This window comes from Actinomadura sp. NAK00032, from assembly GCF_013364275.1.
Lineage (GTDB): Bacteria > Actinomycetota > Actinomycetes > Streptosporangiales > Streptosporangiaceae > Spirillospora.
Window position 1 is genome coordinate 1,622,763 of record NZ_CP054932.1, and the last position, 23,123, is coordinate 1,645,885.

At 75.1% G+C, this 23,123-nt stretch carries 16 protein-coding genes; 2 read left to right on the plus strand and 14 right to left on the minus strand.

All coding sequences use genetic code 11. The features are described from left to right. Positions 1-142: 142 nt before the first annotated feature. From HUT06_RS07645 to HUT06_RS07660, 4 genes are all read right to left on the minus strand, one after another. Complete coding sequence (locus HUT06_RS07645; RefSeq protein ID WP_217711239.1) at positions 143-964, minus strand: SAM-dependent methyltransferase; 822 nt, start codon at positions 962-964, stop codon at positions 143-145. A gap of 42 nt (positions 965-1,006) precedes the next feature. Next, entirely contained in the window at positions 1,007-1,645 is a 639-nt protein-coding gene (locus HUT06_RS07650; RefSeq protein ID WP_176195071.1) for an ATP-binding cassette domain-containing protein, read from the minus strand. A 188-nt stretch (positions 1,646-1,833) separates the two neighbouring features. Then, positions 1,834-3,228 carry a glycoside hydrolase family 16 protein gene (locus HUT06_RS07655; RefSeq protein ID WP_176195072.1) on the minus strand — a complete coding sequence of 465 codons (1,395 nt, stop codon included), beginning with the start codon at positions 3,226-3,228 and terminating at the stop codon, positions 1,834-1,836. Positions 3,229-3,535: 307 nt separating this feature from the next. Further along, the gene (locus tag HUT06_RS07660; RefSeq protein ID WP_217711240.1) at positions 3,536-4,867 is read right to left on the minus strand and encodes an RNA-guided endonuclease TnpB family protein; all 1,332 of its coding nucleotides are present in this window, start codon (positions 4,865-4,867) and stop codon (positions 3,536-3,538) included. Between the two features lie 14 nt (positions 4,868-4,881). On the opposite strand from HUT06_RS07660, the gene HUT06_RS07665 reads away from it, so the two are divergent. Both HUT06_RS07665 and HUT06_RS07670 read left to right on the plus strand, forming a co-directional pair. Continuing rightward, positions 4,882-5,874, plus strand: a complete 993-nt coding sequence (locus tag HUT06_RS07665; protein ID WP_176195073.1) for a LacI family DNA-binding transcriptional regulator — start codon at positions 4,882-4,884, stop codon at positions 5,872-5,874. A gap of 437 nt (positions 5,875-6,311) precedes the next feature. Further along, on the plus strand, positions 6,312-6,530 hold the full coding sequence (locus HUT06_RS07670) for a helix-turn-helix transcriptional regulator (RefSeq protein ID WP_217711241.1): 219 nt from the start codon (positions 6,312-6,314) through the stop codon (positions 6,528-6,530). A 66-nt stretch (positions 6,531-6,596) separates the two neighbouring features. Here HUT06_RS07670 and HUT06_RS07675 read toward each other — a convergent pair whose 3' ends face one another. The 10 genes from HUT06_RS07675 to HUT06_RS07720 form a co-directional block, all read right to left on the minus strand. After that, positions 6,597-7,454, minus strand: a complete 858-nt coding sequence (locus HUT06_RS07675) for an alpha/beta fold hydrolase (protein ID WP_176195074.1) — start codon at positions 7,452-7,454, stop codon at positions 6,597-6,599. A 130-nt stretch (positions 7,455-7,584) separates the two neighbouring features. Beyond that, positions 7,585-8,946: an NAD(P)/FAD-dependent oxidoreductase gene (locus HUT06_RS07680; protein WP_176195075.1), complete on the minus strand. Its 1,362-nt coding sequence runs from the start codon at positions 8,944-8,946 to the stop codon at positions 7,585-7,587. Continuing rightward, positions 8,939-9,856, minus strand: coding sequence for a carbamate kinase (locus HUT06_RS07685; protein WP_176195076.1), 918 nt, complete (start codon positions 9,854-9,856; stop codon positions 8,939-8,941). Before HUT06_RS07685 ends, HUT06_RS07680 begins: the two co-directional genes overlap by 8 nt. Beyond that, on the minus strand, positions 9,853-10,788 hold the full coding sequence (gene argF, locus HUT06_RS07690; protein WP_176195077.1) for an ornithine carbamoyltransferase: 936 nt from the start codon (positions 10,786-10,788) through the stop codon (positions 9,853-9,855). The genes HUT06_RS07685 and argF overlap by 4 nt, the downstream gene beginning before the upstream one ends. Beyond that, positions 10,785-12,089: an arginine deiminase gene (locus HUT06_RS07695; RefSeq protein ID WP_176201211.1), complete on the minus strand. Its 1,305-nt coding sequence runs from the start codon at positions 12,087-12,089 to the stop codon at positions 10,785-10,787. Before HUT06_RS07695 ends, argF begins: the two co-directional genes overlap by 4 nt. Positions 12,090-12,097: 8 nt before the next feature. Further along, positions 12,098-13,540, minus strand: coding sequence for an amino acid permease (locus tag HUT06_RS07700; protein WP_176195078.1), 1,443 nt, complete (start codon positions 13,538-13,540; stop codon positions 12,098-12,100). A gap of 43 nt (positions 13,541-13,583) precedes the next feature. After that, on the minus strand, positions 13,584-16,238 hold the full coding sequence (locus HUT06_RS07705) for a cation-transporting P-type ATPase (protein ID WP_176195079.1): 2,655 nt from the start codon (positions 16,236-16,238) through the stop codon (positions 13,584-13,586). A gap of 70 nt (positions 16,239-16,308) precedes the next feature. Further along, on the minus strand, positions 16,309-17,151 hold the full coding sequence (locus HUT06_RS07710; protein ID WP_176195080.1) for a sigma-70 family RNA polymerase sigma factor: 843 nt from the start codon (positions 17,149-17,151) through the stop codon (positions 16,309-16,311). 225 nt (positions 17,152-17,376) lie between these two features. Next, entirely contained in the window at positions 17,377-20,130 is a 2,754-nt protein-coding gene (locus tag HUT06_RS07715) for an AAA family ATPase (RefSeq protein ID WP_176195081.1), read from the minus strand. Between the two features lie 157 nt (positions 20,131-20,287). After that, entirely contained in the window at positions 20,288-23,005 is a 2,718-nt protein-coding gene (locus tag HUT06_RS07720) for a LuxR family transcriptional regulator (protein ID WP_217711242.1), read from the minus strand. Between the last annotated feature and the right edge of the window lie 118 nt (positions 23,006-23,123).

The window sequence follows — 23,123 nt, forward strand, 5'->3', positions numbered from 1 at the left end:
CTCCTTGGTGTCCCGGTGTCCAGGAGGCTGATCGAAGCGCTTCGATTCGTCAACGTCCGGCGCCGCCTTTCATGGCGGGCCGCTCTCACCAGGCTGAACGCGCCCCGCCGCATGAAAACTCGGACCGGCGCGAATGGGCCGCCTAGGGCTTGCGCCCGACGCCGCAGAAGCCGGACACCTCGGCGGGCTCGCCCCACGGCTGGGCCTCCGGACGCCACCGCGACATCGACACCAGGCCGGGTTCCAGCAGGTCGAGCCCGTCGAAGAACCGGAGGACCTGGTCCCGCGTCCGGGGTGTCAGGGTCTCGGTGGCGCGCTCGTTCCAGGCGTCCTGGGCGTCGGCGTTCGCCTCGGCCGCGGACTGGTCGCCCAGGTCGAACGTGGCGTGGGTGAGCGCCAGGTGGCTGCCCGGCGGGACGGCGTCCAGCAGCCGCGCCACGATCCCGCGCGCCTCGTCGAAGTCGGGGAGGAAGTGCAGGATCCCCAGCAGCATGACCGCGACCGGCCGGTCGAGGTCGAGCGTCCCGGCGGCGGCCGCGAGGATCGCCTCGGGGTCGCGCAGGTCGGCGTGGATGTAGTCGCACGCGCCCTCCGCGCTGCTGGTCAGCAGCGCCTGCGCGTGCGCCAGCACCAGCGGGTCGTTGTCGACGTACACGATCCGCGACGCGGGCACCGCCCGCTGGGCGACCTCGTGCGTGTTGTCCATGGTCGGCAGGCCGGTGCCGATGTCGAGGAACTGCCGCACCCCGGCCTCGCCGGCCAGATGGCGGACCGCGCGGCCGAGGAACGCCCGGTCGGTCCGGGCGATGTCGATGATCTCGGGGAACAGCCGCTGGTACTCGTCGCCCATTTCGCGGTCGACGGGATAGTTGTCCTTGCCGCCCAGGAAGTAGTTCCACACCCGGGCCGAGTGCGGCACCGTCGAATCGATCTGCGGGGGCGGACTCTCGGCCATGCCGACCATCTCCTTTTTTCGGGACGCACCACCCTAACGAAAAGGCGGTATTCACGCGGCCCGTGAATGCGGAGGTACGGCGGACGGGGCCGCCCGGCCTTCGTCAATGGTGCTGGTCCGGTCGGCGTGGGACGCCTCGGCGAGCGAGCGCGTGGAAAGCAGGATCGCCGCGCCCGAGGCCGCCAGATCGCGCAGCACCGCCCATATCCGCTCGACCGTGCCGCTGCCGAGACCGGCCAGGGGATCGTCCAGGAAAAGGACGTCGGAGCGGTTCAGCAGGGCCAGTGCCAGATCCAGCAGGCGCCGCTGCCCGGCGGTCAGCCGTTCGAAGCGCACCGCCGCCAGGTCGCCGAGACCGGTCAGCTCCAGCGCGTCCGCCGTCGTCAGCGGGTCGAGCGTCCAGCGGCGGAAGGACTCGGCGATCTCCTCGACCGTGAAGCCCGCGTGGTCGCCGCCCTCCCGCCAGACGGCGCCCAGGCGCAGCCCGTCCCGGCCGCCGTACGGGTCGGCGCCCTTCACCCGCACCGACCCGGCCACGGGGCGCCGCAGCCCCGCCACCGCCTCCAGGACGGCCGTCTTGCCCGACCCGGACCGGCCGAGCAGGGCGCGGACCTCTCCTGCCGCCACGTCGAACGACACTCCGGCGGCCCGCTCCCGGCCGCCCACCCGCAGATTCCGAACCCGGATCACCGGCTCCACGCGTCCCCCCAAGCCGGCGGTCCCGCGCGGTCCCCGGCACGTGCGGGGGCGCCGCCCGCTCGGCGCGCCCCTCAAGATCACTTACCTGGGACTGTAAGGCCGCCCGGCCGCCGCCCGCCCCGCGTTCGGACAGGCGTTCGCGGTCCGTAAGAACTCGCGCGGCCGGGCGGCGCGGCAGGTCAGCTCGCGAAGGTGAACCAGTTGAGGTTGACGAAGTCGGCCGGCTGGCCGCTGCTGAACGTGACGTAGACGGTGTGGGTGCCGGTCGTCGCGGCGATGTTGGCGGGGACCGTCCGCCAGCTCTGCCAGCCGCCGGTGTTCGCGAGCGCGAAGTCGCCGATCACCGGGCCGGTCGGGCTGTCCAGCCGCACCTGAACCAGGCCGCTCACCCCGGCCGGCGCGCCCGAGGCGACCCTGGCCTTGAACTGCGTCGCCGGAGTGCCGCCGAAGGCGACGTCATCGAAGCGCAGCCAGTCGCCGTTGCCGATGTAGCCGACGTCCTGGCCGCCACCGGTGTCGGTCGTGGCCTCCACCTGCGTGCCCGACTGCGCGTCGCTGCTCTCCGCCTGGATGGTCGAGCGGGCGTCGACCGTGTCACCCGTCGGCGGCGGGGTGGTCGAGCCGCCGCTCTGCCAGACCGCGACGTAGTCGACGACCATGGGCCGCCCCGAGACGGTGTCCGCGGTGGGCGTGCCCCGTCCGGCGACGCCGTTGGGGAAACCGCCGCCCATGGCGACGTTCAGCAGCAGGAAGTAGCCGCCGTGGCCGGTCATGTTCGCCCACGTGCCCGCGTCCAGCTGGTTCTGGCCGACGCTGTGGAACTGCTGGCCGTCCACGTACCAGCGCAGCTGGTTGGGGCTGACGCTGCGGTCCCACTCGAAGCGGTAGGTGTGCATTCCCGCCTGGCAGGACGTCCCCGGGCAGGCGCGGTTCGCGCCGATCCCGTTGGTCTCGTTGCAGGGGCCGCCCGGATTCGTCCCGCAGTGCAGGACGCCCCAGACGGAGTTGATCCCGTTGACGTTCTCCATGATGTCGAACTCGCCGATCGACGGCCAGTTCTGGTAGTTGCCCCGGTACGGGGAGCCGAGGGCCCAGAACGCGGGCCAGTAGCCGAGCGCCTGGGCGCCGGTCACGTTGGGCATCTGGATACGTCCCTCGATGCGCAGCACGCGTCCGTCGGCGGGCTTGAAGTCGGTGCGCCGGGTCTCGATGCGGGCCGACGTCCACTCGCCCGAAGCGGTCTTGACCGGGGTGATCCGCAGGTTGCCGCCGCCGTCCAGGCTGACGTTGTCGGGATCGGCGGTGTAGTTCTGGATCTCGCCGGTGCCCCAGTTGCCCGGGCCGCCGGGATAGCCGTGGCCGGTGTCGATGATCCAGTCGGCCGCCGACGGACGCGCTCCGGCGGCGCCGTCGAAGTCGTCGCTCCAGACCAGGCTCCAGCCGGACGGGGGCGGCGGGACGGAAGCGCCGGCCGTCGGCGGCGTCACGGTGAGGGCGACCGCCGCCGGGAGCGCGGCGGCGAGCACGGCGAGCAGGGGCCGGCGCCAGGACCGGGGACGTCTCGGTGGGGACATGGCGGGGACCTCCAGAGAGGGGTGGGAGCAAGCGCGGGGTGCCTGCCTCTGGTGCGCTCAATGTCACCCGCACGAGACCCTCCGTCAAGAGGTTCAGAGAGCGCTCTCTCACGGCGTCCAGCTGGCATTTAGGTCTTTGAACAGGCGACTTGTGTTTGTCGGCTCACTTCTAGACTCTTCAAGAAATCGCTCTCTCGCGAAGGCGCGGGCATGCGGCCGTTCCCGCGCGACGTAAGGTCGTTCCCTGATAGGGAGAGGCGGGCTTGACGTCCTCCTCCGCCTGAAGGCGGGGGATTCCAACCGTCCCCTATATGGAGAGGAGAGTGGGTTGAGGTTCGCGGTTCACCGGCCGGACCAATGCCCAGCCTCCCCGCGCGGCCACCGTGCGTCCCACGGCGGTGTCTCGGATGTTGCAGGCGGTGTCTCGAATGTTGCGGGCGGCGTTGACGTCGGCGTTGGCCTGATGCCCGCAGGCGACGCATCGGAACACCGCTTGGCTCTCGCGGTTGTCCCGGGCGCGGTGCCCGCACGCATGACAGGTCTGCGACGTGTACGCCGGATCGACCTTGACGACCCGCCCCGGCGCCTTGTCCTCCAGCCGGACCACGAGCCGGCCCCACCCGGCGGCCAGGATGCCCCGGTTCAGCCCGGCCTTCTGCCGGACACCCGTGCCGGGGGCGTCGACGGTGCCCCTGGCGGACCGGGTCATACCCCGCACGTTCAAGTCCTCGACGGCGATGACATCGAACCGGTGCGCCAGATCCGTGCTGGTCTTCTCCACCCAGTCCTTGCGGCGGTCGGTCTGGCGCGCCTTGAGCCGGGCGACGGCGGCCTTGAGGCGGGCACGCCGGTTCGACCCCGGGCGGGCGCGGGCCAGGCGGCGCAGCAACCGTTTCAACCGTTCGGCCTCACCCGGCGTCAGGCCCGGCACGGTGCGCATTTCACCCGTGGACAGTGCGGCGCTGACGGCCACGCCCCGGTCCACGCCGACCGCCTCACCGTTGCCGGGCGCGGGAACCGGGGCGGGCACGTGCGCGAACGCGACATGCCAGCGGCCGGCGCGGTCACGGGTCACCCGGAACGACCTGGCGTCCGGCGGGACGGGTCGGGACCAGCGGAACCGCACCCACCCCACCTTCGGCACCCGCACCTCACCCGTGCGACGCGACAACCGCCGCACATCCCACGCCCGGCCCCGCGCCCCGACGACCCGGAACCCCTCGTGCACCCCGGCCTTGCGCCAAGTAGGACGCCGATGCGTACCGGTGAAGAAGTTCGCCATCGCCTGCGCGAAATCACGCAGGGCCTGCTGCTGCACCGTCTGCGACCCCGCCGCCAGCCACCCGAACCCAGCCCGCGCCTCCGTGAGTTGGCGGGCCTGGACGGCATACCCCGGAGCGGGCCCGCGCCGCGGCGTCCACCACGCGTGCTGCTCAACCGCCAGATTCCACACGAACCGGGCATGCGCGCAATGCTCCAGCAGCCCCGCCTCCTGGGCAGGGGTCGGACACAGCCGGAACCTGGACACGCTCTGCAACCTACCGACCACCACCGACAAAATCCGGACCGACAAAACCAGGAGGCCAAAGAGCCGCGTCGTTCCGCGTTTCCTCCCCGCCCTGAAGGACGGGGTTTCCACGCTGTTGGTATCCGATGAAACGTCCCACGCTGGAGGCCGTGGCGGCCAGGGCCGGGGTCTCGCGGGCCACGGTGTCGCGCGTGGTCAACGGCTCCGCCACGGTGAACCCGCGGATACGCGCGGCCGTCCTGCGCGCCGTCGAGGAGCTCGGCTACATCCCGAACTCGGCCGCCCGCAGCCTGGTGACCCAGCGCACCGGGTCGATCGGGCTGGTCGTCTCCGAGCCGCCCGCGCGGGTGTTCTCCGACGACCCGTTCTTCCTGTCGGTGGTCCGCGCCGTGAGCCAGGAGCTGGAGGCCGCCGACAAGCAGGTCGTGCTCATGATGCCGTCCACTCCGGCGGGCCAGGCGAGGGTGGAGCGGTACGTCGCGGGACGGCATGTGGACGGCGTCATCCTGCTCTCCCAGCACGGCGCCGACCCGCTGCCGGCGGCCCTCCTGCGGACGGGCGTGCCCGTCGTGTCGCACGGGCGCCCCGTGTCCACGGCCAGGCCGCCGTACTGCGACGCCGACAACGTCGGCGGCGCGCGCGCCGCCGTGGAGCACCTCCTGGCCCGGGGGCGGCGGCGCATCGCCGCGATCACCGGCCCGCCCGACATGTCCGCCGGGCTGGACCGGCTGGCCGGCTACCGCGAGATCCTCTCCGGCACCGACCGCAGGTCCCTGGCCGCCCTGGGCGACTTCACCCGCGAGTCGGGGGCGGCGGCCATGGCCCAGCTCCTGGAGGACGACCCCGGCCTCGACGCGGTGTTCGCCGCGAACGACCTGATGGCGACCGGTGCCCTGCACGCGCTGCGCAAGGCGGGCCGCCGCGTCCCGGACGACGTCGCCGTCGTCGGCTTCGACGACATCGACGCCGCCCGCTACACCGATCCGCCGCTGACCACCGTCCGCCAGCCGGTCGCCGAGGTGGCGCGGGCCGCCGTCGGGATGCTGCTCGGCGGTGGCGAGGGGCGGGCCGAGCCGGTGGTGCTGCCCACGCAGCTGATCGTCCGCGACTCCTCCTGAGACGCGCGGCGGGGAGCGGCGAGGCGGGCCGGCGCGCCGTACCCGGCAACGGCCATTCACACGACAATTCCATTGCCGAATCCCGGCACCGTTCGCACCGGCCGGGAATTCAGTGCTTTACGCGTCGTCCAGCCGGGGCCCGTCCCCGCTACCCTCGCCACGACGTGCATGTACACAGAGATGCACGCCTGTCACATGAAGTTATGTTCGGTGGAATAGAGACCAACGAACCGGTTGGTCTTCTAAGCTGCGGGGGCTGTCGACAACCGGGGATGCCGTGCCGGTGGGCCCCGCTGAATATGTGGCGGAGACGGGCATGGGGACTCGATTCGAGGCGGGGCCGGGGCTGCTGAACCGGGAGCGCGAGCGCGCGGCGCTCGACGAGTTGCTGGGGGATCTGCGGTCGGGACGCGGGCGATGCCTCGTCGTCCGCGGCGGTGCGCGGACGCACCGCCGGCACGCCCGACCAGCTCACTCCGCAGGAGGCGCAGATCGCGCAGCTGGCGAGGGAGGGCCTGTCGAACCCGGAGATCGCGGCTCAGCTGTTCCTCAGCCCCCGCACCATCGAGTACCACCTGGGCAAGGTCTTCACCAAGCTCGACATCACCTCCCGCCATCAGCTCCGCCAGGCCCTCGACGGCGGGTCACCGGGCTGAGCCCTGAGACGCGACCGGGCGGATCCGGTCCCTGTGGGCCCGGATCCGCCGGTGTGCGGCAGATCGCTAGCGGACGCTCGACCTCGCGGCCCGCTCGATGAACCGGGTGACGGTCCGAGAGTCGGTCATCAGGCCGAGGTGCCCGGCGTCGTACTCGGCGGTCGTGGCGCCGGCCCGCTCCGCCATGGCCCGCTCGACGCCGACCGGGATGATCTTGTCGTTCTTCCCGATCAGGTACCAGGCGTGGATGCTCCGCCAGGCCGGGGGCCCGGACGGCTCGTTGAGCGCGCCGACCGTCGCCGGCCGCTGGGTGGCCGTGATGAGCGCCTTGTCCCGCGCGTCCAGCCCGGTCGCGAACGAGGCGAAGACGGTCGACCGCTTGAGGTAGAGGTCGGTCGCCGGGGTGGGCGGAAGGGTGCCGGGAACGAAGTCGAAAACGGTCGTCGGGTCCACCGAGAGCGCGGAATCCGGACCCGCGAGCGCGGTGGCGGACTCGCCCTCGTCCGGCGCGAAGGCGTTCACGTAGACGAGCGCCTTGACATTCGCGTTCCCGGTGGCGGCATTGGTGATCACGGCGCCGCCGTAGGAATGGCCGACGAGGACGACGGGCCCCTTCTGGGATTCCAGGAAGGTCCGCACGAACGCGGCGTCGCCGGATAGCGACCGCAGCGGATTGGCGACCGCCACGACGGGATATCCGTCGTGCTGGAGCCTGGTGACGACCTTGTTCCAGCTCGACGCGTCGGCCCAGGCCCCGTGCACGAGCACGACGGTGGGCTTCGGCGTCCGATGGCGCCGTTCCTGCGAGAACGCGCTCTGCGTCTGGACGATGCTCGTCAGGACGAGGGCGACCGCGAGGACGAGGACCGCCGCGGCGGGTCTCTTCCCGAAGTGTCCGGCCGGTTGGCCGGGAGAATTGGTCATGGTCTTCTCCTGTTCGGTGTGTGGGCCCGTTCAGACGCCATAATTAATGACCGGATATCGGTTGTCCCTGTGACGCTCCCATGCGGAAACGCCAAGATTTCTTCATGGCGGGGCCGGGTTTTCGGCGGTGTCAGTGAAGGGCGTGCAGAGCCGCCTCCACGGCGCGGTGGAAGGTCGGATACGTGTAGATCATGTTTTTGAGGACATCGGTCGGTGTCTCGGTGTGGACGGCGACGTTCAGGCCGTACAGCACCTCGCCGCCGGTCGGCCCGGCCGAGGTCGCGCCGACCAGCACGCCGCGGTCGGCGTCCTCGACGAGCTTGATGAACCCCTCGTTGCCGGGGCCGTGGATGCGGCCGCGGGTGGACTCCGGGACCGGCGCGAGGCCGGTGCGCACCCGCATGCCCCGGTCGCGCGCCTGCCGCTCGGTGATCCCGACCGCCGCGATCTCCGGGTCGGTGAAGGTGACGCGGGGCAGCGCCCGGTAGTCGGCGTCGCGGCCGGGGCGGCGCAGGATGTCGCGGACGGCAATCTGCGCCTGGTACATCGAGATGTGCGTGAACGCGCCCCGGCCGGTGATGTCGCCGACCGCCCACAGCCCGTCGCCCGCCCGCATCTGCCCGTCGGTGGGCACCGCGCGGGCGGCGGGGTCGAGGCCGACGGTGCCGACGTCCAGCGCGGCCAGGTCGGTGCCGCGCCCGGTCGCGACCAGGAGGCGCTCCGCGCGGACCGGCTCCAGGCCGCCTTCGAGCAGGGCCTCGAACATCGTCCCGTCATGCTCGAAGTCGACGGCCCGGGCGCGGGTGCGGACGGTGACGCCGTCGGCCCGCAGCGCCCGCGCGGCCAGGTCGCCGGCCTCGGGCTCCTCGCGGGCGAGCAGCCGCTCGCCGCCCTCCAGGACGGTGACCGCGCAGCCGAACCGGGCGTAGACCTGCGCGAGTTCGACGCCGATCGCGCCGCCGCCGAGCACGAGCATGGACGCCGGCATCTCCGCGGCCTCGATGGCCTCCCGGTTCGTCCAGTACGGCGTCCCCTCCAGGCCCGGAATGGGCGGGATGCGCGGCTGCGAGCCGGTCGCCAGGAGCACCCCGCGCCGGGCCTCGAACGTGCGGTCGCCGGCGGTGACCCGGCGCGGCCCCGCGAGCCGCCCCCGCTCCCGGACCAGCCGCACCCCCTTGGCCGTCAGGCGGTCGGCGGCCGCCTCGTCGTTCCAGCCGTCGGTGGCCTCGGACCGGACGCGCGCGGCGACCCGGCTCCAGTCGGGGACCGCCTTGCCCTCGCCCGCCAGGACGGGCACGAGCCCCGCCTCGGCGAGCACGTTCCCGGCGCGGACCATCATCTTGCTGGGGACGCAGCCCCAGTACGGGCACTCGCCGCCGACGAGCCCCGCCTCGATCCCGACCACGTCCAGCCCGGCCTCGGCGAGGGCGCCCGCGGCGTACTCGCCGCCCGGCCCGAGCCCGACCACCACCACATCGACCTGGTCATTCATACTGTTCTCCTCCATCGTCCTCGATTCGGGTCCCCGCGGCCCCCGACAGGAGCGCGGGCGCGTCGTTCAGCGCGCCGACCACGGCGACGGCGCCGCGGCGGTGCTCGGCGAAGCGGCACGCCGCCTCCGCCTTGGGCCCCATGGACCCCGCCGGCAGCCGCAGCCGCCGCAGCAGCGCGGGGGTGATGTGGCGGACGGGCCGGGCCCGCGCCGTGCCGTGGCCGCGCTCGATCGCGGGGACGTCGGTGAGCAGCAGCAGCACGTCGGCCTTGAGCCGCGTCGCGAGCAGCGCCGCCGCGAGGTCCTTGTCGACCACTGCCTCGATGCCGTCGTGGTCGCCGCCGGTGGGGACACCGCCCCCGCCGACGGCGACGACCAGGCACCCCTCGTCGGTGAGCCGCGCGATCGTCGGCAGCTCGACGATGGCGCGCGGCTCGGGGGACGGGACGACCCGGCGCCAGGCGTCGCCGTCCCGGCGCATCGTCCAGCCGTGCTCGGCGCGCAGCCGCTTGGCCTCCGCCGTACCGTAGGTGCGGCCGACGAACTTCGCCGGGTCGCCGAACGCGGGGTCCCCGGGGTCGACCTCGGTCTCGGTGAGCAGCGCGGCGATCTCCCGGCCGGGCAGGGCGCGGCGCAGCTCGCGGACCAGCCAGTAGCCGATCATGCCCTGCGTCTCGGCGCCGAGCACGTCGAGCGGGTAGGGCGCGGCGAGCGCCGGGTCGGCGGCGCTCTCCACGGCCAGCAGCCCGACCTGCGGTCCGTTGCCGTGCGTGATGATCAGCTCGTTGCCGTTCGCGAGCGCGGCCAGCCCGCCGACGGCCTCGCGCACGTGCGCGACCTGCACGGCGGCGTCCAGCGGCTCGCCCCGGCGCAGCAGCGCGTTGCCGCCGAGGGCGGCGACGATCCTCACGGCCGTCCGTCCAGGCGCTCGGTGAGCAGCGCGAACAGCACGGCCTGCGCGGCGGGCAGCCGGTTGGCGGCCTGCTGGAAGACCAGCGAGCGCGCGCCGTCGATCACGCCGGCGCTGACCTCCTGGCCGCGGTGGGCGGGCAGGCAGTGCATGAAGACGGCGTCGTCGCGGGCCTGCGCCATCAGCCGCTCGTCGACCCGGTAGGGCGCGAGCGCCGCGGCGCGGTTCGCGCGCTCGTCCTCGGCGTCGCCCATGGACAGCCAGACGTCGGTGTACAGGACGCTCGCGTCCTTGACGGCCTCGTCCGGGTCATCGGTCACCAGGACGGCGCCGCCGCGCCGCCGCCCCTGTTCGGTGGCGAACGCGACGGCCTCTTCGGGCGGCGCGTAGCCGGGCGGGGTCGCGATGGCGACGTCCATCCCCGCGAGGGCCGCCGCCTCCATCAGGCTGCGGGCGACGTTCCCGCCGTCCCCGAAGTAGGCGACACGCCGGCCGCGCAGGCGCCCGAAGTGCTGCTGGACGGTCAGCAGGTCGGCGACGGCCTGCAGCGGGTGGTGGCCGTCGGTCAGCGCGTTGACGACCGGGACGGGCGCCGCCGCGGCGAGGTCGGCGACGTCGGCGTCGGCGTAGGTGCGGATCACGATCGCGGCGGAGTAGGCGCCCATCACCCGCGCGGTGTCGCCGATGGTCTCGCCGCGGCGCAGCTGCAGCTCGTCTGGGCCGACGGCGATGGGCGTCCCGCCGAGCCGGGTCACCGCGGCGGCGGTCGACAGCCGGGTCCGGGTGGACGGCTTGGCGAAGTACATCGGCACGATCTGGTGGGCGAGCAGGTCGTGCGCGGAGTCGGGCACCCGGTGGAAGTCGGCCGACAGCCGCAGCAGCAGGGTCAGGTCGTCGCTGCCCAGGTCGGCGATGCGGAGCAGGTCTTTCACGGTGCCACCTCGTTCTCGGGAGTCGTTTCGCTTTCGGAAGTCGTCGCGCCGGCCGGAGCGGCCTCGCCAGCCGGCGCCGTCGCGCCGGCCGGCGCCGCCGCGTCGCGTTGGAGGGGGCAGCTCATGCAGCGGGGCCCGCCGCGCCCGCGGCCGAGTTCGCCGCCGGGGATGGTGATGACCTCGATGCCGTTGCGGCGGAGCATCGTGTTGGTGGTGACGTTGCGCTCGTAGGCGACGACGACCCCCGGTTCGAGGGCGAGCACGTTGTCGCCGTCGTCCCACTGCTCGCGCTCGGCGGCCCGCACGTCCTGCTCGGCGGACAGGACGCGGACGCCGGGCAGGCCGAGGGCGCGGGCGATCGCCGGGAACAGCCCGTCGTTCTCGCCCACGGTGACCGTGCCGCCGGTACCGGGTGTGAGGCGGTAGGACCGCAGCACCGGCAGTTCCGGGTAGACGGTGAAGGCGTCCCGGTCGACCATCGTCATGACGGTGTCCAGGTGCATGTACGCGCGCTGCTTGGGCAGCTGCGCGGCGATGACCAGGCGGGCGGCCCCGGCGGTGAACAGCCGCTGCGCGAGCAGCTCGATGGCCTGCGGCGTCGTCCGCTCGCTCATTCCGATCAGCACGACGCCCTCGCCGAGGACGTGGATGTCGCCGCCCTCCACGGACGGCAGGCCGAAGTCGGTGCCCGGGTACCAGACCGGCATGTCGGCGCCGGTGAACATCGGGTGGTACCGGTAGACGGCGTTCAGGTGGACGGTCTCGCGGCGCCGGGCGGGCTTGGCCATCGGGTGCAGCGTCACGCCGCCGTGGATCCAGGCGGACGGGTCGCGGGTGAACAGGTGGTTGGGCAGCGGCGGCAGGACGAAGTCGCCGTCGTCCAGGGAGGCCAGCAGCAGGCTGTGGGCGGCCAGGTCCAGCTCGCCCTTGGTGAGCCCGCCGATGAGGTGGCGGGTGAGGGTCTCGGGGTCCATGTCCTCCAGCACGGCGCGCACCGGTCCGGCGAGCGTGGCGCCCAGCGCCGCCTCGGACACGGTGTGGTCGAGGACGTGGCCGCGGGCCTGGTCGATCTTGAGGGTCTCGGCGAGCAGGTCGGCGAGGTAGTGGACCTGGACGCCGCGCTCGCGGAGCGTGTCGGCGAAGACGTCGTGCTCCTGGCGGGCGCGCTTGGCCCAGAGCACCTCGTCGAAGAGCAGGTCGTCCTTGTTGGCCGGGGTGAGGCGGAGCAGTTCCAGGTCGGGGCGGTGCAGCAGCACCTGCCGCAGCCGGCCGACCTCGGAGGAGACGGTGAACACGGGTATCGGTCCCTTCAGGCGGCGTGCACGGGCGGTTCGGACGGGCCGGGCTTCCCGGAGGGGCCGGGCTCGGCGGGCGGCGGGCCGTACTCCTCGGCCTCCTCCACCGCGACCTCGATCTCGGCCTCGGCCTCTTCCTCCTGGACGCGGTGCTCGCGGTACTTCAGCCAGGCGTAGATCGGCATGCCGGCGAAGATGAGCAGCGTGCCCTTGTAGACGACCTCGTAGCCGGCGCCGGCGATGGCCCAGACGGTGTAGCCGAAGGCCAGCAGGGCGATGACGGCGTCGCGGGCCAGGCGCCGGCCGGAGAACGCGACGCGGTCGGTGGCCAGCAGCACCAGCTCGGCCAGCGAGGCGTAGGCGTAGGGGATGACGGTGGTGAGGGTGGCCAGCAGGATGATGAAGGTGAACTGGTCGACAAGGCCGGCGTTGTAGTTCATGAGCATCAGCCCGGTCACCAGGACGCTGGAGATGACCAGCCCGATGACGGGCGTGCCGCCGCGTCCGGTGCGGGCGAACACGCGCGGGAACAGGCCGTCGCGGGCGGCGGCGAACGGGATCTGGCCCTGCAGCAGGATCCAGCCGTTGAGGGCGCCGAACGCGCTGATCGCCGCGCCCGCCGCGACCAGATCGGCGGCCCAGCCGCCGAACGCGGCGTCGGCGGCGTCGGCGAACGGCGCGGTCGAGGTCGCCAGCGCGGCGGCCGGGACCAGCCCGAGGACGGCGACGGTCCCGAGGATGTAGATCAGCGCGGTCACGGCGGTCCCGGCGACGGTGGCGCGGGGGATGTTCTTCTCCGGCTCGTCGACGTCCTCGGCCGGGACCGTGGCCGACTCCAGCCCGATGAACGACCACAGGGTGAGCGCGGCGGCGGCGGAGACCGCGCCGAACGCGCTGTCGCCGCTGGCGTTGAACTCCCCGAAGTTGCCGGACTCGACGAAGAACAGCCCGCCGACCGCGATCATCAGCAGCGGCACCAGCTTGATGACGGTGGTGAGCACCTGGATGGCGCCGCCCTCCCGCACGCCGTAGGCGTTGACCGCCGTCAGCAGCCAGATCGTCGCGACCCCGACCGCCGCGGCCAGCACCTTGTCCTCGCCCAGCGACGGCCAGAAGTGCGCCAGGTAGCCGACGAACGCGACCGCGATCGCCGCGTTGCCCGCCCACACCGCGATCCAGTAGCCCCAGGCCGTCTGGAACCCGACGAAGTCGCCGAACGCGCGCCGCGCGTAGGCGTAGGGGCCGCCCGTCCTCGGGTAGGCCCGGGACAGGCGGGCGAACACCAGCGCCAGCAGGATCGCCCCCGCCGCCGTGAACCCCCACGCGATCAGGCTGATCGGCCCGTACTCGGCCAGCGAGCTGGGCAGCAGGAACACGCCCGACCCGATCATGTTGCCCACCACCAGCGCCGTGGCCATCCACAGCCCCAGCTTCCGGCGGGCGGGTTTCGCACTCATGAGTACCTCCTCAGCTGCGGCGGAGCGCCGCGGTTCCAACTGGTCATCCGGGTGAGCGCACGGCGTCGGCGTCCGGCGGGTCCGGCGGGTTCGGAGGGCCCGCCGGGTCCGGCGGCCGGGTGCCGCGGTGCCGGGCGGCCTTGGCGGCGGCGTCGGCCAGCAGCACGGCGGGAACGGCGGTGAGGGCGATCAGCCAGCCGAGCGCGGACGGCGGGCCGCCGCCGAGCAGGTCCGCCACCGGCGGGATCCCGAGGAACACGGCCATCAGCACCGCGTCGGCGGCGACCGCCCCGAGCAGCAGCGGGTTGCCGGTCCAGCGGAGCCGGCCCGCCCACCGCGACTCGCTGCGGCACGCTAACGCGGCGGCCATCTGGCCGAGCATGACCGTGGCGAACGCGGTCCCGGACGCGGTGGACAGCAGGCCGTCGGAGGGCGTCTCGCCCCAGCTCCAGCCGCCGGCGGCGAGGACGGCGGCGAACGCGGCCATGGTCACGGCGGCCTCGGCGGGACCGAGGACGCCGAAGACCCGGCCGAGCAGCCGGCGGTCGATCAGCCGCCCGGTGCGGGCGCGGCCGTCCATCGTGCGGTGCCCGGCGGGCTCGGCGCCGAGCGCGAGCGCGGGCAGGATGTCGGTGCCGATGTCCAGGGCCAGGATCTGCAGGACGCCGAGCGCCGGCGGCAGCGCCCCGCCGGTGGCCGCCCACAGCACGAACGGCACCAGCTCGGCGACGTTGTCGGTGAGGTGGTAGGTCAGGAACCGGCGGATGTTGGCGTAGGTCGCGCGGCCCAGCTCCACCGCCGCGACGATCGTGGCGAAGTGGTCGTCCAGCAGGACGAGGTCGGCGGCCTCGCGGGCGACGTCGGTGCCGGACGCGCCCATCGCCACGCCGATGTCGGCCTGCCGCAGCGCCGGGCCGTCGTTGACGCCGTCGCCGGTCATCGCCACCACGTGCCCGCGCGCCTGCAGTGCCTTGGCGATCCGCAGCTTGTCCTCGGGGGTGACCCGCGCGACGACCACGCCGTCGCGGTCCAGCAGCCGGCCGAGTCCGGCCTCGTCGCGGGGGAGGCCGGCGCCGGTCACCACCGGGGCGTCCGGCCCGGCCAGCCCGACGGCGGCCGCGATCGCGCGGGCCGTCGCCGGATGGTCACCGGTGATCATGGCGAGCCGGATCCCGGCCCGGCGGCAGGACGCGATGGCCCCGGCGACGTCGTCGCGAGGCGGGTCCTCCAGGCCGACCAGGCCCAGCAGCGTCAGCTCCCGCTCGGCCCGGTCGGGGTCGGTGGGCAGGCCCGCGGGCAGGTCGTCCGGCAGATCCGGCGGCCGGCGCACGGCGACGGCGAGGACGCGCAGGCCCCGCGCGGTCATCGCGGCGAGCGCGTCCTCGGCGCCGGGCACGGGCGCGCAGCGCGGCAGCACCGAGTCCGGGGCGCCCTTCAGGTGCAGCCCGCTCGCGGTGAGCGTGGACGCGCGCCGCCGCCGCGCGTCGAACGGGTACCGGCGCAGCTCGGGCTCATCGGGCAGGTCGGCCCCGGCGCGCAGCGCGAGCGCGTGCAGGGCCGCCTCCATCGGGTCGCCGACCGCCCGCCAGCGGCCGTCCTGGCGCCGCGTCCGCCCGGTGGAGCAGCGGTAGGCGCTGACGGCGAGCGCCCGGACGGCGTCCACCGCGGCGGGTCCGCCGAGGAGCCGGCCTTCGGGGGAGTAGCCGGCGCCCTCGATCCGCACTGTCCCGGACGGCGTCCACACCCGGACGGCCGTCATCTCGTTGCGCGTCAGCGTGCCGGTCTTGTCGGTGCAGATGAACGTCGTGGAGCCGAGGGTCTCCACCGCCTCCAGCCGCCGCACGAGCGCCTTGCGTCCGGCCATCCGCTGCGCAGCGCGGGCCAGGGACAGCGTGACGGTCGGCAGCAGGCCCTCCGGCACCAGCGCGACGGTGACACCCACCGCAAGCAGGAACCCTTCGCTGGGTGTCGGACCCAGCAGGACGGTGGCGCCGAAGAACGCCGCGCCGACGGCGACCGCGACGAACGCGATGGTCCGGACCACCCGGTGCAGCTCCACGGACAGCGGGCTCGGGCGCCGCCGGGCGGTGCGGGTCAGCGCGGCGATGCCCGCCAGCCGGGTCCGCGCCCCGGTCGCGACGACCGCCGCCTCCGCCTCGCCCTCGGTCACGAACGTGCCCGCGTGCACGCGGGCGCCCGCCTCGGGCCGCACCGGGACGCTCTCGCCGGTGAGCGTCGACTCGTCCACCGCCAGGGAATGCGCTTCCAGCAGGTCGGCGTCGGCGGAGATCCGGTCGCCGGCCCGCAGCAGGACGACGTCCCCGGCCACGAGGGCGGTGGTGTCGACCAGCACGCGGCGGCCGTCCCGGCGGACGGCCGCCCGCGTCGGCAGCAGCTCCCGCAGCCGCCGCCCGGCCCGTTCGGCGCGGTACTCCTGGGCGAACGCGAAGACCCCGTTGAGCACGACCACGACGGCGATCGCCACCGCGAGCTGCGGCATGCCGCCCGCGTAGGCGAGCAGCGCCGCCGCCCACAGCAGCAGCGCGAAGAAGTGCACCAGCTGCCTGGCCAGCGAGATCAGCGGGGAGGGCGGCCGCTCCTGCGGGAGGGCGTTCGGGCCGTCCGCGCGCAGCCGTGCGGCGGCTTCGGCGGAGGTGAGTCCGCGCGCGGCGGGGGTCGGCGTCGTCTTCGTGACCATGGGACCAGCGGCTCCGGTGCGCGACGTGCATCGTTTTCGAGGGCGGGGCGGGATTCGGCTGGAGCGCCGGTCACGCGGGCGCGGGGTGGGGCCTGCGGTGCTGGCCGGGGCGGACGGCGCCGGAGCGGAGCGTGCGCCGGGCGGGGCCGCGCCAGCGGTTGACGCCGATCCGCGGCAGCCGCGCCGTCCCGCCGGTGGCGGAGCTGACGACGTCCTCGGCGAAGTGCGCCTCCAGGGCCGCGATGTCCCCGTCCTGGGCGGCGAGGAAGGTCACCAGGAGGCGCCGGTGCTCGCCGGTGTCGGTGGGCTCGCACCGCCCGGTGCTCAAGTGCTTGCGGGCGCGGCTCACCAGCTGCCGGACGTTGGCCGGGCTGAGCTGGATGATCTCGGCGATCTGCTCGTAGGGGTAGAGGAAGGCCACCCGCAGGACGTAGGCGGCGCGCTGGGCCGGCGTCAGCCGTTCGAGCAGCAGGAGCAGCGCGCGGCCGAGCGCCTCCTCCCGCTCGGCCCCGGCGGCCGGATCGGAGCCGGGGTCGACGGGCTCGGGCGTCCAGGACCCGACGTAGGTCTCGCGGCGGACCCGGGCGGACTTCAGCGCGTTGAGGGCCAGCCGCGTGGTGATCAGGGTCAGGAACGCCGCCGGGTTGGCGATGGCCGCGTGGTCGGCGTGCTGCCAGCGCAGCCAGGCGTCCTGGACGACATCCTCGGCCTCCGCCTTGCTGAGCAGCATCCGGTAGGCGATGCCGAAGAGCCGCGGGCGTATCTCGGTGAACGTGGCGGCGGCCTCTTCAAGGGAGCCCGGCCGGTCTTGTCTGGCGTAATGCGTGCTTGCCGGTGCCTTCGGAACAATGGTTCCGGTGCTGAATGCGGTACCGGTCGCCGGGCGGCCTTCGTTGCGGTGGTCGTGTGCCATTCCATCCTCCCAGGGCCAGGCTTCGCCGGACGAACCAGGCTTACCTTCCTTACCTTCTCCTGGCGGCCATGACGTGGCATGACATGAACGCATGAGATCGAAGAATGGTGAGTAGAGAGAGCGGAACTTGCGTTATGTGAACGGATGCTCGCGGAAGTTATAACGGGTATGCCGAAAGGTCGGAACCGTCCGCTCGGAACGGTTCCGACTTCGCCCGCCGACGGGTCAGCCGGCGGTCTCTTCGTGCTCCAGGTAAAGGCGCGCGAGCTGCACGCGCGAATTCACTCCGAGCTTTTGGAAGACGTGCATGACGTGCGTGCCGACCGTGGCCGGGGAAAGGAAGAGCCGCGCGGCGGCCTCGCGGTTGGTCGCGCCCTCGGCGACGAGCGCGGTGACCCGCCGCTCGGCCGGGGTCAGCGCGTGCCAGCCCCGCGCCTCCCGGCGGGGCTTCGGGCGCCGCCGCTGCCGCTGCCCGGCGGCGCCCAGCCTGCGGCGGATCCGCGCCGCCTCGCTCGCGGCGCCCGTCCGGGCGTAGCCGTCCTCGGCCTCGGTGAGGTGCGCGACGGCCGCGTCGCGGTCGGCGTCCAGGAGCAGCCGCCCGGCGTCCTCCAGGGCGGAGGCGAGCGCCAGCGGGTAGGGGCATCCGCGCAGGATCCCGATGGCCCGCCGCAGCGGGGCGGCATCGTCGTCCAGCAGCCCGCGCGCGTGCGCGGCGACCGCCGCGAAGAACGGGACGCCGGGGTTCAGCGCTGCCCGGCGCTCCGCCTCGGCGACCACGGCCGCGGCGTGGCCGGACCGGCCGGCGCTCAGCGCCATCCGCACGAAGCGGGGGTCGTCCGCCGGCCAGGCGCCCGGCCGGCGCAGCCCGTCGGCCTCGCCCGCGCCGAGCATCCGCCCCGCGCGGGCGGACGGGTGCGAGGACGCGAACGCGGCGTCGCCGGGACTCGCGGCGCTGGGTTTCGCGGCGGCGGACTCGCCGGTCAGCGCCGCGACTCGTCCGACCACGCACAGCGCGTCGAAGCAGATGGCCTCGCCCGCGCCGGACTCCTCGGCCAGCGCGAGCGCGGCCTCGGCCTCGGCCCGCGCCTCGGCCAGCAGGCCCGCCGCCAGCAGCAGACGGGCGTGCGTGGCCAGCCACAGGGGCAGGCCCTGGGCGCGGCCGGGGCGGCGCGCCGCGGCGGTGCCGTCCGCCGCCTCGCGCAGCCCCTCCTCCACGCGGCCGGTCATGCCGTGCAGCGACGCCCGCCAGACGGCCGGCCCGAAGACCGCGGCCGGGTCCGGCGCGGCGGCGACGGCCGCGGCGGCGAGGCGCTCGGCCGCGGCGAAGTCCAGCCGGCGGGCCCGTGCGACGGAGTCGGTGGTGTGGAGCAGCGCCAGGGCGGCGCCGTCCCCGGCTCGCGCGGCGGCCTCGGTGGCGGGTGCGAGCAGCTGGTCGGCGGCGGCGATGTCGCCGGTCAGGAGGGTGGAAGCGCACTGCACGGCCATCAGTTGGGCGCGCATGCCGTCCGGCAGCCCGTCGAGGCGGGCACCCGGCCCGCTGAACCGCAGTGCCTCGGCGAACGAACCCTGCAGCGCCGACAGGCCCGCGTCCAGCCGGATCCGGCCTTCGACGGCCGCGGGCAGCGGACCGTCCAGGACCGAGTCGGCGAGCCTGCGGCCCTCGCCGCCCCGGCCGACGCGGGCGAGCAGGGGGACGGCCTCCGCGACGGCGGCGGCCCGTTCCGGTGAGCCGGCGGGCGCGAGCGCGACGGCCTGCCGGGCGATCGGCGCGGCGGCGTCCGGCGCGGCCTCCGCCAGCTCGTCCAGCGCCCTGCGCAGCAGCGCGGCGGTGTCGGCGTCACCGGGCTCGGCGGTCTCGGCCATGGCCAGGGCGACCTGGCCGATGGGCGCTCCCCGCGCCAGGCTCAGGTCGGCGGCCCGCCTGCGCAGCTCCCGCCGCCGCGCGGCGGGGACCGTTCCACGGATGGCCTCGCGGACGAGGTCGTGCCGGAAGCCGAGGGGGTCGCTGGAGCGGACGAGGTCGGCGTCGACGGCCTCCTGGAGCGCCGCGACGACCTCGGCGACGCCGTACCCGCCGAGTGCGGCGAGCCGGCCGGCGTCCAGGTCGCGGCCGAGCACCGACGCGAGCCGGAGCACCTCGCGGGCGGCCGGCGACAGGTGCCCGAGCAGGCGCCGCGCGGAACCGTAGGAGTGGACCGGCGAGTGGCGTCCGGCCAGGTGCGCCGTCCCGCCGGTCCGGGCGACCGCGCCCTCGCCGCTGAGCCCGCGGACGATCTCGGTGACCAGCAGCGGCCGCCCCTCGGCCCGCCGGACCAGGGCGAGGACGTCCGCGCCGGGCTCCGCGCCGAGCAGGTCGCCGGCGAGCCGGGCGGCGGCGTCCGCCGGCAGCGGGCCGAGGCGCATCGTGCGGGCGCCGAGGTCGGCGAGCCGGGCGACGGTGGCCCGCACGTCGGTGCCCGGCGACCCGGTGCGGACGGTGACCAGCCAGCGGACCGGGTGCGCGGACAGCCGCGCCGGCAGCGTGCGCAGCGCCAGCAGCGTTCCGGCGTCGCACCACTGGAGGTCGTCGACGACGACGAGCAGAGGCCGCTCTCGCGCCATCTGCTCCAACTGGTCACGCAGCGCCCGGAACAGCCAGAACCGCTGCTCGGCGGACTCGGAGAGCGTCCGGAACACGTCGGCGCCGACGGCGGGGCCGTCCGAGGGCAGCGCCCGCAGCAGCGCCCCGAACGGAACGCCGCGCTCCTCGCGCTCGCCCGCCCCGGCGAGGACCCGGACCGGGAGGTTCTCCGCGATGGCCCGCGCCTCCCGCACGAGGCGGCTCTTGCCGGCCCCCGGGGCCGCCTCGACGAGCAGGACGCCGCCCTGCCCGACGCGCAGCCGCGCCAGCCACCCGGTCAGCTCGGCGATCTCGGCGTCGCGGCCCCGCAGCGGGAGCACGTCCCCGCGTGCTCCTCGCGCCATCTCCTCGACCGCCATGCCCCCCGCCTCCTCCGTCCGGCCCGGTGGCGGACGATCGCCGCCGGTACCCCACACTCTCGCCGGGTACGGGTCGCGGTCGCATCAGGGACATACCTGGCCGGGGCACTAGGGAGGCCCCAGGGACCCCGGGAGTGCCGGGCACCGGCACGGGGGATCAGAAGTGGTCTTCGAGCTGGTGGCGGGAGGTGATGCCGAGCTTCGTGAAGACCTGGCGCAGGTGGTGCTCGACGGTGCGCGGGCTGACGTACAGCCGGGTGCCGATCTCCTTGTTCGTCAGCCCGGCGCGGGCCAGCGCGGCGATCTCCGCCTCCCGTGGGGTGAGCGCCGCCGCGGCCCCGGCGGTCCGCTCCCGGGCGGTCTCCCCGGTGGCCCGCAGTTCGCGCGCGGCCCGGCGGGCGAAGGCCGCCATGCCGATCTCGGTGAACAGGTCGAGGGCGGTGCGCAGGTGCTCGCGGGCCTCGGCGCGGCGGCGCTCGCGGCGGAGGCGCTCACCGTAGAGCAGGTGGGCGCGGGCGAGATCGGAGCGGACGCGGGTCCGGCCGAGGCGGTCGATCGACTCCCGGTGCAGGGGCTCGGCGTCCGCGTCGTCCGCCAGCAGCGCCCGCGACCGGGCCGCGACCCCGAGCGCCCAGTCGGTGCCCCCGGCCGCGGCGGTCTCGGTGACGCGGCGCAGCGCCCCGGCCGCCGCCTCGCCGCCGCCGGTGCGCGCGGCCGCCTCGACGAGTTCGACCGCCGCCCAGTTGCCGACGCCCGGGTCCCGCTCGTGGCCGGCGGCCCGCTCGGCGGCCGCCAGCGCGTCGCCGTAGCGGCCGAGGCCGTTGCCGAGCACCGCCGCCGCCAGTTCCGCGGCGGCGACCCCGAGGCCCTCCCCGCGCTCGGCCGCCTCCGCGGCGGCGGCCTCGGCCAGCGCGGACGTCTCGGCCTCGCGGCCGCGTAAGGCGGCGAGGGCCAGCGCCGCGTACGGCGCGAGCCGTCCGCCCGCCGCCGCCATGGCGCCCGGCACCTCGCCGGTCAGGGCCTCGGCGGCGGCCAAGTCGCCGGTGAGCAGCAGCACCTGGGCGCGCATGGTGAGGGCGAGCGGCAGCTCGCCGAGTGCACCGGCGCCGCGCGCCAGCTCCAGGAACCGGCCGGACAGCTCGACCAGGCGGCCGTCGTCCCAGACATGCCAGGCGGCGACGCAGGCCGGCCACATCCAGCGCAGCTCCTCGTCGGCGGGCATGCCGTCGCCGAACGCGGCCACGGCCTGCCGGAGCACCGGCACCGCCGCCGCGGTCCCCTCCTTGCCCAGCACCGCGAACCCGTCCAGCAGCAGGTCGGACGCGCGCGGGGGGTGCGGCGGGCGCGGCGCCGCCCCGGCGGCGCGGGCCATGTCCGCCATGCCGCCGCCGGGCCGGGCCAGCCGGCCGGCGAACATCCCGGCGAACACCGCGTCCAGGTAGGCCGCGCGGGCCAGCCCGGCGTCGAACGGTTCGAGTCGCTCGGCGGCCCGCACGAGCAACGACGGGGCGTCGCCGCCCCGGTTCTCGGCGAACGCGAGCCGGCCCCGCAGGACGTCCGCGCGGGCCTGCTGGAACGTGTCGAGCAGCCCGGTCCCGACCGCCAGCAGCGCCCGCGCGGACGCGAGCGCCCCGGCGAGATGCGCGGTCTCGGCGGCGGCGAGGACGCGTTCGGCCTGCCGCCCGGCCTCGGGGGTGAGCGCGGCCGCCCGCTCCAGGAAGGCCGCGGCGGCGGCCAGGCCGCCGCGTTCCCGGGCGCGCCCGGCGGAGCGTTCGAGGTCGGCGGCGATGCCCTCGTCGGGGTGGGCGGCGCCGTGCGCGCGATGCCAGGCGCGCCGGTCGAGGTCGGCGTCGGCGGTCACCTCCGCCAGCGCCCGGTGGGCCCGCCGGCGCTCCGGCGGCCCGGCCGCGTCGTACACCGCGGAACGGTCGAACGGGTCCCGGAAGCGCACCGGCCCGCCGACCTCGACCAGCCCGCCGGCCGCCTCGACCGCCGCCGCGCCGGCGCCGAGCAGCGCGGCGGCGCGCCGCAGCAGATCCGGGTCTCCGACGGGTTCGGCGGCGGCCAGCAGCAGCACGGTCCGGGCGCCGGGCGGCAGGTCGCCGAGCCTTCGGCGGAGCCGGTCCGGCGCCGCCGCCCCGGTGGCCGCCGTCGGGAACCCGCCCGCGGACACGGCGCGGGGGAGTTCCAGCAGCGCGCGCGGGTTGCCGCGCGCCTCGGCCAGGATCCGGTCGCGCACCTGCTCGTCCAGCGGCCCCGGGACCGCCCGTCCGACGAGCGTGCGCGCGTCGGCGTCCGGCAGGCCGCCGACCTCCAGTACGGGCAGACCTGGGAGGACGTCCGTCCCGGCGGGCTCCCGGACGGCGAAGACGAGGGCCGCGCCCGCCACCGCGAGGCCGTCGGCGGCCTCGGCGAGCAGCCGCGCCGAGGCGGGGTCGAGCCACTGGGCGTCGTCGACCAGGCACACGAGCGGGCGCTGCTCGGCGGCGCGGGCCAGCAGACCGAGCACGGCGGCGCCGAGCAGGGGGAGGTCGGGGACCGGACCGGCGCGCATCCCGAACGCCGTGCCGAGCGCGTCCTGCTGCGGGCCGGGCAGGCCGTCGAGCAGGTCCAGCATCGGCACGCACAGCTGGTGGACGGCCGCGAAGGGCAGCTCCATCTCCGTCCTGACCCCGGCGGCGGCCGCGACCCGGCATCCCGCTGGCTCAGCGGACTCCGCGGATTCGGTGGACTCCGTGGCTTCGGCGGCGAGGTGGTCCAGCAGCGCGGACTTGCCGACTCCGGCCGCGCCGCGCAGCACCAGCACCGGGCTCCCGCCGCCGCGGACGTCCGCGAGCAGCCGGCCGAGCGCCCCGCGCTCCGCGGCCCTGCCCACCAGCGACGGCGGCCGTCCCGTCCCGAACGCGGACCGACCAGCTGCAGAATCCGACTCTTCGGGCATCCAACCCTGTCTTCCGTGCCGCGCAGCACCGGCGGCGCCAGGACGACCGGGC

Excerpts from the sequence above, each read along its gene's own strand:
- HUT06_RS07645 (WP_217711239.1), bottom strand. The coding sequence starts at position 964 with ATGGTCGGCATGGCCGAGAGTCCGCCCCCGCAGATCGATTCGACGGTG.
- HUT06_RS07655 (WP_176195072.1), bottom strand. The coding sequence starts at position 3,228 with ATGTCCCCACCGAGACGTCCCCGGTCCTGGCGCCGGCCCCTGCTCGCC.
- HUT06_RS07665 (WP_176195073.1), top strand. The coding sequence starts at position 4,882 with ATGAAACGTCCCACGCTGGAGGCCGTGGCGGCCAGGGCCGGGGTCTCG.
- HUT06_RS07675 (WP_176195074.1), bottom strand. The coding sequence starts at position 7,454 with ATGACCAATTCTCCCGGCCAACCGGCCGGACACTTCGGGAAGAGACCC.
- HUT06_RS07680 (WP_176195075.1), bottom strand. The coding sequence starts at position 8,946 with ATGAATGACCAGGTCGATGTGGTGGTGGTCGGGCTCGGGCCGGGCGGC.
- HUT06_RS07700 (WP_176195078.1), bottom strand. The coding sequence starts at position 13,540 with ATGAGTGCGAAACCCGCCCGCCGGAAGCTGGGGCTGTGGATGGCCACG.
- HUT06_RS07705 (WP_176195079.1), bottom strand. The coding sequence starts at position 16,238 with ATGGTCACGAAGACGACGCCGACCCCCGCCGCGCGCGGACTCACCTCC.
- HUT06_RS07710 (WP_176195080.1), bottom strand. The coding sequence starts at position 17,151 with ATGGCACACGACCACCGCAACGAAGGCCGCCCGGCGACCGGTACCGCA.
- HUT06_RS07715 (WP_176195081.1), bottom strand. The coding sequence starts at position 20,130 with ATGGCGGTCGAGGAGATGGCGCGAGGAGCACGCGGGGACGTGCTCCCG.